Here is a 14,154-nt window from a genome sequence, read left to right on the forward strand (position 1 = left end):
TTTATATTATCTCTATTCTATTAAAAAAGCAGGCCATTTTCTGGCCTGCTTTCCCCTCTTTTATACGATGAAATATACTGCTTTTAATGGTCCATGTACTCCGACAACAAGATTCATTTCAATATCTGCCGAGTTACTAGGTCCTGTAATAAAGTTAATACAAGATGCCACTGTCTCGCCATTTTCTACACGTGTGTTCATATCCTGAACTGCTTGTGTAATACGAGGCACAAGTGTTTCACGTGGAATAATAGCAAAGTATACAGTCGGTAAAAAGTGTAAAGAACGACCTTGGCCTTTATGACTTTGTACAACAATCGTACCAGATTCAGCTAAAGTATAATCACTAAATGCGATTCCAATATTCGCCCTTTCCGCTATACGCATATTCTCTTCTTTTCTCTCTGGATCCCATACATTTACTTCAACATCTCGCTTTGGAAGTTCTTCTTTAAATAAAGAAGTCAATCCATAAGAATCAAAACGGTCATCTGCTGATAATAAAATAGGTCCCCCGCCGTTTTCCATGATTACTTTTTGAATATCTTCACGCAAACGGTCATTTGTCGTTTCCACTACAGTTGTATGAATGTTTGTACATTGATTTTTAAATACTTCTAACAATTCTTCTTGTGAATAATCTTTTAGCGTTTCTACATTCACATTACTTTTCCATGCTGGACGCTTTACGCCTTCCGTTTTCCGCTCACGTCCAAGTTCTTTTGCAATATTATCTAGAAAGGACTCACGGTTTTGAATTAATCCTGTCATTATTTGTCCCCGCCTTTCTTATGGTCTTTATACCAATCACGGAATCGTTCTTTACTTGGAGCCGGGAATTCACGAATATCTGTCCAGTTTTTAAGTGGCCCAACACCTTTTGATACACGGTTACCAGATGTAAATGGACTCATTGCTGCTGGCGCCATTTTTGATCCCATTTTATATAAAGCTGCTGAAGATGCGCCCATACTAAACATTTTCATTGCTAATTTTTCCGCAAGTGGAGCACGCCCTTCTTGCTCAACGATAACTTGACGATGTTTTAATAATAAATCATGCAATGGTATTTTTACTGGACAAGCTTCTGTACACGCTCCGCATAAACTAGAGGCATAAGGAAGCTCTTTGTAATCATCATACCCACCTAAAAGTGGTGTTAATACCGCACCAATTGGTCCTGAGTATATAGAACCATACGAATGTCCACCAACGTGACGATATACAGGACATACGTTAACACAAGCAGCACAACGAATACATTGCAATACTGAGCGGAATTCAGATCCAAGAATTTGAGAACGACCATTATCGACAACAACTAAGTGGAATTCTTCTGGTCCATCTACTTCCTCTTCTTGAATTGGTCCTGCTACAGTTACATAACTTGTTAACTTTTGACCTACTGCACTACGACATAGTAAACCAACTAAAACATCTAATTCTTCCATTGTCGGAACCATACGTTCCATACCCATTACTGCAATTTGTGTTTTTGGAATCGACATGACAAGATCTGCATTACCTTCATTCGTTACTAAACAAAGAGAACCAGTATTTGCAACAGCGAAGTTACAACCTGTCACACCAATTTCTGCATCCATAAATTTCTCACGAAGTTGTTTACGAACAAACTTTGTCATTTCGTATGGATCATCAGAATTTTCATAGCCAAGCTTTTCTTTAAATACATCACGAATTTGCGTTCTATTTTTATGAAGTGCAGGCGCAATAATATGTGAAGGTGGATCGTTATCTACTTGCAGAATATACTCTCCTAAGTCACTTTCTAACACTTCACAACCAATCTCTTCAAGCGCATGGTTCATACTAATTTCTTCTGTTACCATCGACTTTGATTTTACTACTTTTTTTGCCTGCTTCTTTTTTGCAACGTCTTGAATGTACTTTGCTGCTTCCTCTTTCGTTTTCGCAAAGTACACATGTCCGCCTCTTTTTGATACATTTTCACTTAACTGCATTAAGTAATAATCAAGATTTTCTAACGTATGTTGGCGAATTTGTTCACCTAGTTCACGCCACTCTTCCCAGTTTCCTAATTCGTCCGCTGCTTTTAAGCGATTCGTATATAAGCGCGTTTGCGCAGAAGATACTGCTCCACGCATAAACGAATCTTGAATTCCATCGCCAACACGATCATTAAATTTTTTCTCACTGATTTTCATAGACATAGCTTATGTTCCCCCTTCATGAGCGACTATTCAGTACCTCAGCAATATGCATTACTTTTATTTCTTTCCCTAAACGTTCAATACGTCCGCCAATGTTTAACAAACACCCACAATCTGCACCGATTAAATAATCTGCACCTGTTTCCATTGCACTATCTACCTTTTCATCTACCATTTGCTCAGAAATTGGAGTCATCTTCACTGAAAACGTTCCCCCAAACCCACAACAATTTTGTGCGTTTGGCAGTTCTCTCACAGTTAATCCTTTTACGTTAGATAATAAAATTCCTGGTGCCTCTTTTACTCCAAGCAGACGTGTCATATGGCAAGATTTATGAATAGTAGCTATCCCTGGTAAACTTGCACCAACATCTGTAACTTTTAAAACATCTACAATAAATTGTGTCAATTCATATGTTTTATCAGCAACCTTTTGTGCACGTTTAGCCCACTTCGGATCATCTTTAAAAACATGCGGATACTCATGAAACATTGTCGCACAAGAACCAGATGGTGTAACAATATATTCTGCATCTTCGAAAGTTTCAATCATATGTTTCATCGCTTCTTTTGCTGCTTCTACGTGGCCGCTATTATAAGCAGGCTGCCCACAACAAACTTGTGCTTCTGGAAATTCAATTTCACAACCTAAACGCTCCAACACTTCAACTGTTGCTTTGCCGACGTTTGTTTCAAACATATCGACTAAACAAGTAACAAATAAAGTAACTTTCATAATTATTACTCCCCCTTTTTACAACTCTACCAACAAACATATGGTCATCAGATGACTAAGGAGAGAAGAAGTAGGCTCAACCATGGCCTATCCTCTCCCTCTTCTAAAGAAAACGCTTACTTAATCTTTCTCTATTTTATCAAAAAATTAGATTTTTAAAAGATTAAATTACGAATTTATATCGTTTTTACCTGTGACAATATGTTCTACATTTGTTAAATGATCTAGCATTGCTTGCTGCGCTAATTCTACATCTTGCTTTAACACCGCATCATATATAACTTGATGCTCTTCTATAAGTCGTTCTGATGTTGTTTGTTCACCATATAAAATAATGCGTCTTGATTCACCAATCGTTTCAGCAATCATCTCTGAAACGTGATTCATGAGTTCAAGCAAAATGTTGTTATGCGAAGACTCCGCAATTCCCATATGGAACTGAAAATCTGCTTTTTCGCCAGCCTTTTCATCTCCAATGCTCTTTGCCATTTCATCTAACCAATGCTTCATATTTTGCAAATTATCTTCCGTACGCTTTGCCGCAGCTGCTCGAACTGCCCCCACTTCAAGCACCTTTCGTACTTCTAATAAGTTTAAAATATCTTCTTTCTTCATTAATAATTTATTGTTTAATGATTTTGTTAATGAAGAAGAATCGAAATTCTTCACATATGTACCTTCTCCTTGTTTCATCTCAATTAAGCCCATTGCTCTTAGCGCACTTAACGCTTCACGAACAGCAGATCTACCAACTTGAAACTGCTCAGCTAATTGATGTACAGGAAGTAGTTTGTCACCAGGTTTTAACGTACCATTTTTAATCATTGTTAAAATAGCTTCAGATACTTCTTCGTAAATCTTTTTCGGTTTAATAGATTTGTACTCCAGTTAAATCACCTCAGTATCTTCCAAACAACAATTGAAACGATTTATAAAAACTTTGCATCATAACTATTTTAGAACGAATTGGTAAGAAGTACAAATGTTTTGTTCATAAAATCGTCAAATTTTTAATATTTATTTGATATTAATTTATATGTATTCCTATATTAATTTGCATTCATGAAGAAAAGCATGTCCTTCACGTTAGAACATGCTTTCTTCACCTTGCATTTTCAATTTAATACTAACCGTCGTTCCATTCCCTTTTTCACTTTCAATTAGCCATTGTCCATCATGTATATGAACAATTTGTCTTACAATGGCAAGCCCTAAACCTGTTCCACCATGTTGACGACTTCTCGCTTTATCAACTCTGTAAAAACGTTCACCAAGATTTTCTAAATGCTCTGTATCAATACCGATTCCTGTATCTTTTATTTTTAATTCACAGTAATCATCAATTTGTTCTAAGGTTATATTGATATCCCCGTTTTGATTTGTATACCGTATCGCATTATCTAACACGTTATGAAGCACTTGTTGCATACGATCCTCATCAATTATTACAATGATTTCTGGATTTAAATTTGTTGAAATACGAATTTTCTTTTCTATAAACTTAATCTCATACGTATCTAACACATCTTCAATTAGTTGTGAAAAAACGATAGGTTGTTTCTGTAACGGAAAATGTTCACCTTCTAATTGTGCTAAATCTAATAAATCATGAACGAGACGCTGCATACGATCTGCTTCTTTATGAATAAGCTGTATTACTTTTTCCTGCTGCGGTCCCTTTGCTACACCATCTAAAATAGCCTCGCTATATCCTTTTATATAACTAAGTGGTGTTCTTAGTTCATGCGAAACGTTAGCTAAGAATTCCTTACGCTTTACGTCTTCTGTCTCTAAAGAATTTGCCATTTTATTAAACGCTTTTCCTAATCGTCCAATTTCATCTTCAGAAGAAATTGTAATCCGTTCTGAGAAATCTCCCGTAGCCAAATGATTGGCTACTCGTTCCATTTGCGAAAGCGGCTTCGTAATAGCAATAATAATTTTTCTACCAATCCATATCGTAATTAAAATCATGGCAAGTGCTAACGGTGCTAAAATAAGGCCCATATCATATATTAAGTCTTTTATACTTTTTAAAGGAATATAAGAATATACAATGCCCACTAATTTTTTATTTTCTAAAACAGGGATGACAACCCCCATAATATTACGGTCAAAATGTTCCTCATATCCTATCTTTGTCACAGTTTTTCCGTCTAATAGTGCTTGCCTGTCACCTTCACTTATAAGAGAATGATGATGCACATCAAAAGGTAAACATGCGCTTAAATCACGCGGATTAGATACGAAAAGAACGTCCGAACTAGATATTTGATCAAATGCTCTTACTTTCTCTTCAAAAGTTGCTATTCCTTCACGCTTATCATATTGCGCAGCAAGACGCTTCCCTTCCATTACTAATGAATCTTTTAAATTATCAACGTATAGTTTTTCATACGAGTATAAGGATACAAAATAAAGAAAGGAAACTGTTACACATACTGCACATACTACTGTAAGCCAAAGCTTCTGTACCATCGTAAACATACGTTACACCTCAAATTTATAGCCTACACCCCAAACAGTTTGAATGTAGTTTCCACTTTCTCCAAGCTTCAAACGCATCGTTTTCACGTGCGTATCTACTGTTCTCGTACTTCCGGCATAATCATATCCCCATACCTTCTCCAGCAATTGTTCCCGGCTAAACACTTGTCCTGTATGTTGACAAAGAAAATAGAGTAAATCAAACTCTTTTACTGTAAGAGAAATCGGCTCACCATCAGCCTCAATCTTCCTACTTTTTTCATTAATAAGGATCGGTCCAAACTGAATCTCCTCTTGTTGCTCTTGCTTTGTATAGCGTCTTAACACAGCTTCCATACGAGCAATTAATTCTCCAGGACTAAATGGCTTTACAATATAATCATCTGCTCCCATACGTAAGCCGTTCACCCTATTCCACTCTTCACCTTTTGCTGTTAAAAATATAATTGGTACATCTGACGTTTTTCTAATTTCTTTACAAACTGAAAGTCCATCCATCTCTGGCATCATAATATCTAATACAACGAAATCATAATGATCCGTCTCTAATTTTTTTAGAGCCTCTTTTCCATTTTCAGCTTCTCCCCACTCGTATCCGAAATTGTCTAAGTACATTCCAACAAGCTGCCTCATATCACTTTCATCATCTACAACTAGCACCCTATATTTACTCATTGTCCTTCCCTTCCCTCTCTATGAGTTGAAACGGTCCTTTTCCGACTTTAATTGTTTGTTTTATTTTCATACTCTTCATATCCATAACGCATACTTCATCGCTATCATAACTAGCCACATATCCTTCTGCTCCGCTCTTCAAAAATGCAAATGGGTTCGATCCTACTTCTACAGAAGCTACCTCTTTATACGTGCTAACATCGAACTTTCTAAGTGTATTCGAACCATGACTCAATGCATATACATACTTATTATCCTTCGTTATATTCACAGGCATAAACGGAGCGTGTAAAGAACGGACCATCTCTCCGCTCTGCAATGCATACACTAATACTTTCTCATTGACTTGATTTCCATCACCATGTCCGCCAATCCATATTTCTTTCCCATCCGGACTAATTGTCGCTCCTGTTGATGCCGGGGGAATCATAAAGGATTGTATCACTTCTTTTTTCTTTGTATCAATTGTCGTTAACTTCGTATCATAAAAGTTTAATACGGATAACTGATTATGATGCTCTACCATTGTTATTGGCCCTTTTCCGGTTGACACACTCCCGATTTCTTTCCCTTTTATCGTAAAGAATCTTACTTTTTGAGCCTTTTGATCAGCAGCAAATAATTGTTTTTTATCTTCTGATACGACTACATTCACAATTCCTTTATCAGTCTTATATTTATCCACCTGTCTTCCTTCTGTTAGTGAGTATACATACATATATTCTAACTGCTTACCATATACAAGTATGTCCTCACCATTTGGAAGTAGTGCAATTCCTGCCATTGGTTCATTAAGCTCCCATGTCGTAATTAACTTTTTAGTTTGTTTATCAACAAAACTAATACTACCCTCTTTTATATTCGTTGTTATAATAATACTTTTATCTTTAGCAATCGGTGTATATGAACTTCCTTGACACCCTACTAATAGAAATAAAAAACAGAGAAGAAAAACATACTTTCTCAAAAGATTCCCTCCATCTTCAGATGATTTCGCTATAATTGTAAAATAACAAATAAATGTGTGGAAAGTGTGAAATTTTTCTTTCTTACTTCATTTACATATATAATGTACAACAAATAGAATTTGAGGTGTGCAAATTATGCTTTTTCCTGATTTAGCGAATAAAATTGTACGAGAAGTACGCAGACTAATTACAGAAAATATTATTATCATTAATACACAAGGCGTTATTATCGCAAGTACAGATGCGGAAAGAATCGGTCAATTTCATGAAGGTGCACTCCGCTGCGCGAAAGAAAAGAAGACGGTCATTATTACAAAAGATGATGAGCAACAACTACATGGCGTAAAAGCCGGCATGAACCTTCCTTTACTATTCCATGACGAAGTAATTGGTGTTATTGGAATTACAGGCGAACCTGAAAACATTTCACAATACGGTGAGATATTACGTAAGATGACCGAATTATTAATTCATGAAAACTATTTTTTAGAACAACTAGAACTTGAGCATCGTTCTTATGAAGCATTTGTCTTTGATTGGCTTCAAAATACAGACTGGTCTCCAAGTTTTCTCGATCGCGCAAAAACACTTGGTATTGATTTATATAAGAAGAAACAACTTATTTTGTTCTCTATCGATCAAAATGACACGATGCTTCAGCGCAAAATTTGGCAACACATACGCAATCTATTAACAAAAGAGCATCTATTTGTTCGCTGGGGAAATGATCGATTTATTTTATTTACAGCCACAAACTCCAAAGAGCAAACGTATCAATTTTTTAAACGATTAAAACAAGACTGTGAAACTTTATTTTCTATTCCTTTATATATTGGGATTGGACAATCCGTTACACCAAGCAATATGAGCTTATCGTACGAACAAGCATTACAAGCTCTTTCTGTATCACTTGAAACGAAAAAAATTGTATTTAATGAAGATTTACGTTTAGAAATGTGCTTACAAGATATTTCTGCTGAAACGCGGGAACAGTTTCTAAGGCGCACCATCGAAAACTTATTATCCTCTCCTGAGCTTATGCACACTTTACGCTTATTTATCGATTATAACCAATCCTATAAGCAAACCGCTGAACAATTGCATATACACATTAACACATTGCATTACAGACTAAAAAAGATTGAGGAGCATACGGGACTTGACCCGAAACACTTCAAAGATTTAAACATTTTATACTTCTCACTCCTCTTACTAGATAATCATACAAAAAAGAACGATAAAACAGATTAATCTTTAGATGATTATACATAGAAAGAATCCCCCGACTTTTTTATCATTATAATGAAAGCACTGTGACAACGTTTTTTATTATCACTAATTACGTTAACAGTTTGAGGGGGATTTCCAATGTTAGAAAAGCAAATTATTGATTCATTCGTATCCATTGTTGGCGAAGATAATGTAGATACATCCAATATGGGGCGTTTAACGTATAGTTATGATGCCACTCCAAACTTCCAAGCAATGCCTGATGCAGTCATTGCTCCTCGTAATACAAATGAAGTAGCTGAAGTATTAAAAGTATGTAACACTCATAACATTCCTGTATATGTTCGTGGTTCTGGAACAAACCTTTGCGCAGGAACATGTCCACTTGAAGGCGGTATTGTCCTTATCTTCCGCCATATGAATAACATTTTAGAAATTGATGAAGAGAATTTAACAATTACTGTACAAGCTGGTGTGATTACACTTGATATTATTAAAGCGGTAGAAGAAAAAGGTTTATTTTATCCACCAGATCCAAGCTCGATGAAAATTTCTACAATCGGCGGTAACATTAATGAAAACTCAGGTGGATTACGTGGTTTAAAATATGGCGTAACGCGTGATTATGTAATGGGGCTTGAACTCGTCTTACCGAACGGCGATATCATTCGCACTGGTGGTAAATTAGCAAAAGATGTAGCTGGTTACGATTTAACTCGTTTATTTATCGGTTCTGAAGGCACACTTGGCGTCGTAACCGAAGCTATATTAAAACTTGTTCCTATGCCTGAAACGAAGAAAACAATGCTTGCGCTCTATGAAGATATTAATGAAGCTGCACGTGCTGTTTCTTCTATTATTGCAAATAAAATCATTCCAGCGACACTTGAGTTTTTAGACCAGCCAACAATTGAAGTAGTAGAAGAATTTGCACAAATTGGTTTACCAACAGATGTAAAAGCAATTTTATTAATCGAACAAGACGGACCGCCCGAAGTTGTCAATCGAGATATTGAAAAAATGGCTAATGTTTGCCACTCTATGAATGCAGTCGATGTTCGCGTTGCAAAAGATGAAGCGGAAGCCGATGCACTTCGCACCGCTCGCCGTAGTGCTTTATCTGCGCTTGCTAGATTAAAACCTACTACAATATTAGAAGATGCAACGGTACCACGTTCACAAATCGCTCCGATGGTTGAAGCTATTAATGCCATTGCAAAGAAATATAATATTCCTATTTGTACGTTTGGGCATGCTGGCGATGGTAACCTACACCCAACTTGTATGACAGATGCCCGTAATGAAGAAGAAATGCACCGAGCTGAACAAGCTTTTGCTGAAATATTTGCGAAAGCAATCGAACTTGGTGGCACGATTACTGGTGAACATGGCGTTGGTGCAATGAAAGCTCCGTATTTAGAAATGAAATTAGGTAAAGAAGGTATTGCTGCTATGCAAGGAATTAAACAAGCCTTCGATCCAAATAACATTATGAATCCAGGCAAGATGTTCGCGAAAGACACTCGCAAAAGAGTGGTGGTTGAGCGATGACAACATTAAATAAAGAAAACATTCAAAAGGAATTTAAAGAACGATTAAGTGAAGATGAACTACTAAATTGTATGCGATGCGGTTTTTGCTTACCAACTTGTCCTACTTACATTCAATCTGGATATAAAGAATCACATTCACCACGAGGACGTATCGCAATAATGAAAGCGGTCGTTGACGGTTTAATCGAGCCAGATGAAGATGTTGAGAATACATTAAACGTTTGCCTTGGCTGCCGTGCTTGTGAACCTGTATGTCCATCTGGTGTGAATTATGGACATTTACTAGAAGAAGCTCGTGATATTATTAATCAAAACAAAAAGTTCTCGGTGCCAGTGAGAGCCGTTCGTAAAGTCGTTTTTGAAGGACTATTCCCCCATCAAAATCGAATGAGAACATTAACAGGACTAATTGGATTTTACCAGCGTTCCGGTTTACAAACGCTAACACATAAAACAGGGATTATGAAACTATTCCCTGAAACACTTGCAACGATGGATCTCGTTTTACCAAAAGTCCCTAAAATGACAGCAATGAAAGACCGTCCTGAATTTTTACCTGCTGAAAGTACACAGAAAAAACAAGTTGCATTCTTCACGGGTTGTTTAATGGATACGATGTTTTTAGAAACAAATAACGCAACGATGAAACTTCTTCAATTAGCTGGTTGTAATATCGTTATTCCGAAAACACAAAGTTGCTGCGGGGCATTACATGGGCATGCTGGTGAGAAAAGTGGAGCAAAAGAATTAGCGAAACGAAATATAAAAGCATTCGAAGATTTAAACATCGACTATATTATTACGAATGCAGGTGGTTGCGGAGCTTACCTCGTAGACTACGATTATCTTTTAAAAGATGATCCACAGTGGGCAGAACGTGCAAAGCAGTTTGTTTCTAAAATTAAAGATATTACCGCTATTCTAGTAGAACTAGATTTCCATAAACGAAATGACTTACGACTCACACCGCAAATTATTACGTATCAAGACTCTTGTCATTTACGCAATGTTATGCGAACATCTTCAGAACCTCGTATGTTACTAGAAGCAATTCAAGGCGCAACATACCGTGAAATGAAAGATGCTGATCGCTGCTGTGGTTCTGCTGGTATTTACAATATTGTTCATTCAGAGCTATCCATGGAATTTCTAGATTACAAAATGGACCGTGTGCATGAAACAGACGCAGCAACCATTGTTACTGCAAATCCAGGTTGTTTATTACAAATGAAATTAGGGATTGAGCGAGAAGGTCTTTCTCATAAAATGAGAGGAATTCACATCGTAGATCTATTATTAGAAGCAATTGAAACCAACTCGTAATAACTCGTAACATACGTAATAATAGGAAAACGGCTATCTCCTTCGTCTATGTAAAGAGATAGCCGCTTTTTTGTCTGCTACAACATTAAAAATATGTTACTTTATTATAAAAAAGAACAACAGAAACATTACAGTTTTGTAAAAATCAATCCAGTATATTCCTCAAAAAAATGCTCAAACCATTGATACAATAGGATTCTTCATTTTCTACTTAGGTAACTTTATCCAAAAACCCCCTCTTAAAACGAAGTATAAAAATGCTGAAAATTCCTTTTATACTCTACGTTTCTCTTATTTCTTCCCTTTTCTTCACTTAGGATAAATTAGGTAATTTTAAAGTCTATGAATTTTTTTCCATCTTTTTTCTCGCAAATTGTATGCTACGATGAATTGGTCAGTCAGACAGGCTGTCAAAAACAAATCGTGTGAAAAACAAATTAAAACTTTATATAGGGGGACACATATCATGAAAAAGCGTGTTTTATTATCTGTAGCTGCTGCAACAGCTCTTACTCTAGGAGTATCATCTTTAGATGCACAAGCTGCAACAGTACAACCATCTAACATAAAGGTTCAAAATATTCAGCATTCTAATGTGATGATGAAGCAAATGAGCCAACAAGAATTACAAGCATTCTTACAATCTATGGGAGTTGAGTCATTAGCACAATGGCAACAAGGAAATTTCCAACCAAACTGCTTCATTCCTGGTCAACAACCAACTGAAAATGTTGTAACTGAGCAACCAACAGCTAAGCCAGAAACTCAAAAGCCTGTTGAACAAAAACCTGCTGAAGAAGTTCAAAAACCAGAAACTCAAAAGCCTGCTGAAAACAACAATACTCAAAAACCAGCTGAACAAAAACCTGCTGAGCAAAAGCCTGCTGAAGAAGCAAAATCTTTAAGCGAATTCGAACAACGTGTCGTTGAATTAACAAACGCTGAGCGTACAAAACAAGGCTTACCAGCATTACAAATCGATACTGAATTAAGCAAAGTAGCACGTATCAAGTCTGAAGATATGCAAAAAAACAACTACTTTGATCATAACAGCCCTACATACGGGTCTCCATTTGACATGATGAAGAAATTTGGTATTTCTTATAAATCTGCAGGTGAAAACATTGCTCAAGGCCAACGTACACCTGAAGAAGTAGTACAAGCTTGGATGAACAGTGCTGGACACCGTGCAAACATTTTAAATAATGGCTTCACTCATATCGGTGTTGGTTATGTAGAAAGCGGCAACTACTGGACACAACAATTTATCACAAAGTAAATAGATTAAAAGAGTCTTCTCATTATGAGAAGACTCTTTTTTTACGTTTCATAACTTTCTAATATGTACGAATACAAGACGTAGAACATAAACAAAATAGAGCCACCACTTATTACACTAAGTAACACATAAAATCCCCATTTCAAGTTCAAAAACAATGAAAACAATATACTACATGCCATCACTTGAAAAATCCGCCTACTCACTAAACGGATCTTTTGTAATTTGATTGGATCTTTTTCCGTACTCTTAACTTTTTTAAACCCTTTACTAAGCATAAAAAGAAACATACTAATTCCAATTGTTAGTCCTGTCTGAAAGGATATCATGCTTCCATAATTAATAAAGAGAATGAGCATATGGATAAACAACATAAATAAAGTAATCGTCTTTAGAAATCCACTTATAATAACATGCTCGCCTTCATTAAACTTATATATATTATGTGAAATAATATACATCAATCCATGTAAGAAAATAATAAGACAAGGAATAAATGCTACAACAATTTGTTTACTCATAAACTCGTTCGGCCCACCATTTTCATTCCAATGTACTGCCATCCGGTTTGGTACATATGGATAGAGGCATAGAGTAACTAAAAGACAAGCGAAAAATATTCCTAGTATATATTTATATTTGACCAAGTAATTCTCACCTCTCTTTTCTCTTAACGGCTTCGCTTCTTTTAGAGAAATTCCTGCAAAAATCTACTTTTCTCAAATTTAAACTTACACTTTACACATTCATTCTTTGCAATTCTTTCATTGTATTATTTAATTTTGTAGGAAATGGTACGTCCACTTCAATTTCTTCTTTCGTAATTGGATGCAAGAAATGAATCTTCATCGCATGTAATGCTTGCCCGGACATATATTTCGTTTGTCCACCATATAATACATCGCCAACTAACGGATTACCATTATAGCTCATATGAACACGAATTTGATGTGTTCTACCTGTTTCTAATTGTAACGTTACGAGCGTAGCATTTTGTTTTTTAAAATACTTCTCCACTTTATAATATGTTATAGCTTGGTCTCCCTTTGGGGAAACACGTCGTCTCGTCGCATGATGGCGATCTCTTCCAATAGCTGCGTCAATTGTTCCTTGTTTCTTCTTTACTTTCCCTTCCACAAGCGCCGCATATGTTCTTTTAATTTTTCGTTCCATTAATAAACGATCCATAATTGCACCAGCAATTCTATGCTTAGCAAACACGACACCACCTGTCGTATCTTTATCTAACCGATGAATATGACGAACCTTTGTCTCTAAACCTTGCATTTGAAAATGAAAGGCAACAAGGTTTGCAAGTGTTCCCGTTCCACCTTTTTCAGCAGGATGCGTATCCATTTGCTCTGGTTTATTTACAATGAGTACGTGATCGTCTTCATATACTACATCTAATTCCCCGTATTCAGGCTCTACATCGTATTCTTCTTCCATAAACATATGAACTTGTAACTTATCGCCCTCTTTTAAAAGCTCATTCCATCTCCTCTGTTCTCCGTTAACGGTAACACCTTTTTCCATACGAAGCTGATGTAACAACTTTTTCGGTATTTCCCATTCTATTTTTAATAACGAATCAATACTTATGCCATTCCATTTAGCTGGAACAGTAATTTCGCACCATTCGCCCTTTTTCTTCGTTTCCATACTATATCACCTTATTTCTATTGATTCTCTCATTGTAACGGAAAACACA

General features: G+C 36.2%; 13 protein-coding genes. 4 read left to right on the forward strand and 9 right to left on the reverse strand.

What is annotated here, in order from left to right; genetic code table 11:
* Positions 1 to 60: 60 nt before the first annotated feature.
* The 7 genes from QCI44_RS21570 to QCI44_RS21600 form a co-directional block, all read right to left on the reverse strand.
* Positions 61 to 771: a LutC/YkgG family protein gene (locus QCI44_RS21570; protein ID WP_016088799.1), complete on the reverse strand. Its 711-nt coding sequence runs from the start codon at positions 769 to 771 to the stop codon at positions 61 to 63.
* Entirely contained in the window at positions 771 to 2,192 is a 1,422-nt protein-coding gene (locus QCI44_RS21575) for a LutB/LldF family L-lactate oxidation iron-sulfur protein (RefSeq protein WP_000061930.1), read from the reverse strand. Before QCI44_RS21575 ends, QCI44_RS21570 begins: the two co-directional genes overlap by 1 nt.
* 16 nt (positions 2,193 to 2,208) lie before the next feature.
* Positions 2,209 to 2,928: a (Fe-S)-binding protein gene (locus QCI44_RS21580; RefSeq protein ID WP_000869154.1), complete on the reverse strand. Its 720-nt coding sequence runs from the start codon at positions 2,926 to 2,928 to the stop codon at positions 2,209 to 2,211.
* A 168-nt stretch (positions 2,929 to 3,096) separates the two neighbouring features.
* Complete coding sequence (locus QCI44_RS21585) at positions 3,097 to 3,786, reverse strand: FadR/GntR family transcriptional regulator (RefSeq protein ID WP_254913065.1); 690 nt, start codon at positions 3,784 to 3,786, stop codon at positions 3,097 to 3,099.
* A 228-nt stretch (positions 3,787 to 4,014) separates the two neighbouring features.
* Positions 4,015 to 5,415, reverse strand: a complete 1,401-nt coding sequence (locus tag QCI44_RS21590) for a sensor histidine kinase (RefSeq protein ID WP_016133937.1) — start codon at positions 5,413 to 5,415, stop codon at positions 4,015 to 4,017.
* A 3-nt stretch (positions 5,416 to 5,418) separates the two neighbouring features.
* Positions 5,419 to 6,090, reverse strand: coding sequence for a response regulator transcription factor (locus tag QCI44_RS21595; protein ID WP_000049878.1), 672 nt, complete (start codon positions 6,088 to 6,090; stop codon positions 5,419 to 5,421).
* A complete protein-coding gene (locus tag QCI44_RS21600; protein ID WP_016088801.1) occupies positions 6,083 to 7,057 on the reverse strand; it encodes a YncE family protein in 975 nt (324 codons plus the stop codon). The genes QCI44_RS21595 and QCI44_RS21600 overlap by 8 nt, the downstream gene beginning before the upstream one ends.
* A gap of 136 nt (positions 7,058 to 7,193) precedes the next feature.
* On the opposite strand from QCI44_RS21600, the gene QCI44_RS21605 reads away from it, so the two are divergent.
* The 4 genes from QCI44_RS21605 to QCI44_RS21620 all read left to right on the forward strand — a co-directional run bounded on the left by QCI44_RS21605 (position 7,194) and on the right by QCI44_RS21620 (position 12,443).
* Positions 7,194 to 8,309, forward strand: coding sequence for a CdaR family transcriptional regulator (locus tag QCI44_RS21605; RefSeq protein ID WP_016088802.1), 1,116 nt, complete (start codon positions 7,194 to 7,196; stop codon positions 8,307 to 8,309).
* 117 nt (positions 8,310 to 8,426) lie between these two features.
* On the forward strand, positions 8,427 to 9,839 hold the full coding sequence (glcD, locus tag QCI44_RS21610) for a glycolate oxidase subunit GlcD (RefSeq protein WP_016133936.1): 1,413 nt from the start codon (positions 8,427 to 8,429) through the stop codon (positions 9,837 to 9,839).
* On the forward strand, positions 9,836 to 11,164 hold the full coding sequence (locus QCI44_RS21615; protein ID WP_016133935.1) for a (Fe-S)-binding protein: 1,329 nt from the start codon (positions 9,836 to 9,838) through the stop codon (positions 11,162 to 11,164). The genes glcD and QCI44_RS21615 overlap by 4 nt, the downstream gene beginning before the upstream one ends.
* A gap of 466 nt (positions 11,165 to 11,630) precedes the next feature.
* On the forward strand, positions 11,631 to 12,443 hold the full coding sequence (locus QCI44_RS21620; RefSeq protein ID WP_016133934.1) for a CAP domain-containing protein: 813 nt from the start codon (positions 11,631 to 11,633) through the stop codon (positions 12,441 to 12,443).
* 41 nt (positions 12,444 to 12,484) lie between these two features.
* Here the strand turns inward: QCI44_RS21620 and QCI44_RS21625 are convergent, their stop codons facing one another.
* Together QCI44_RS21625 and QCI44_RS21630 are read right to left on the reverse strand one after the other, a co-directional pair.
* Complete coding sequence (locus tag QCI44_RS21625; RefSeq protein ID WP_016088806.1) at positions 12,485 to 13,090, reverse strand: DUF1648 domain-containing protein; 606 nt, start codon at positions 13,088 to 13,090, stop codon at positions 12,485 to 12,487.
* Between the two features lie 91 nt (positions 13,091 to 13,181).
* Positions 13,182 to 14,105, reverse strand: a complete 924-nt coding sequence (locus QCI44_RS21630; RefSeq protein ID WP_016088807.1) for an RluA family pseudouridine synthase — start codon at positions 14,103 to 14,105, stop codon at positions 13,182 to 13,184.
* Positions 14,106 to 14,154: the final 49 nt, after the last annotated feature.

It is taken from the genome of Bacillus cereus group sp. RP37, from assembly GCF_040459695.1.
Taxonomy (GTDB): Bacteria; Bacillota; Bacilli; order Bacillales; family Bacillaceae_G; genus Bacillus_A.

Excerpts from the sequence above, each read along its gene's own strand:
- QCI44_RS21630 (WP_016088807.1), bottom strand. The coding sequence starts at position 14,105 with ATGGAAACGAAGAAAAAGGGCGAATGGTGCGAAATTACTGTTCCAGCT.
- QCI44_RS21575 (WP_000061930.1), bottom strand. The coding sequence starts at position 2,192 with ATGTCTATGAAAATCAGTGAGAAAAAATTTAATGATCGTGTTGGCGAT.
- QCI44_RS21605 (WP_016088802.1), top strand. The coding sequence starts at position 7,194 with ATGCTTTTTCCTGATTTAGCGAATAAAATTGTACGAGAAGTACGCAGA.
- QCI44_RS21595 (WP_000049878.1), bottom strand. The coding sequence starts at position 6,090 with ATGAGTAAATATAGGGTGCTAGTTGTAGATGATGAAAGTGATATGAGG.
- glcD (WP_016133936.1), top strand. The coding sequence starts at position 8,427 with ATGTTAGAAAAGCAAATTATTGATTCATTCGTATCCATTGTTGGCGAA.
- QCI44_RS21570 (WP_016088799.1), bottom strand. The coding sequence starts at position 771 with ATGACAGGATTAATTCAAAACCGTGAGTCCTTTCTAGATAATATTGCA.
- QCI44_RS21615 (WP_016133935.1), top strand. The coding sequence starts at position 9,836 with ATGACAACATTAAATAAAGAAAACATTCAAAAGGAATTTAAAGAACGA.
- QCI44_RS21620 (WP_016133934.1), top strand. The coding sequence starts at position 11,631 with ATGAAAAAGCGTGTTTTATTATCTGTAGCTGCTGCAACAGCTCTTACT.
- QCI44_RS21580 (WP_000869154.1), bottom strand. The coding sequence starts at position 2,928 with ATGAAAGTTACTTTATTTGTTACTTGTTTAGTCGATATGTTTGAAACA.
- QCI44_RS21590 (WP_016133937.1), bottom strand. The coding sequence starts at position 5,415 with ATGTTTACGATGGTACAGAAGCTTTGGCTTACAGTAGTATGTGCAGTA.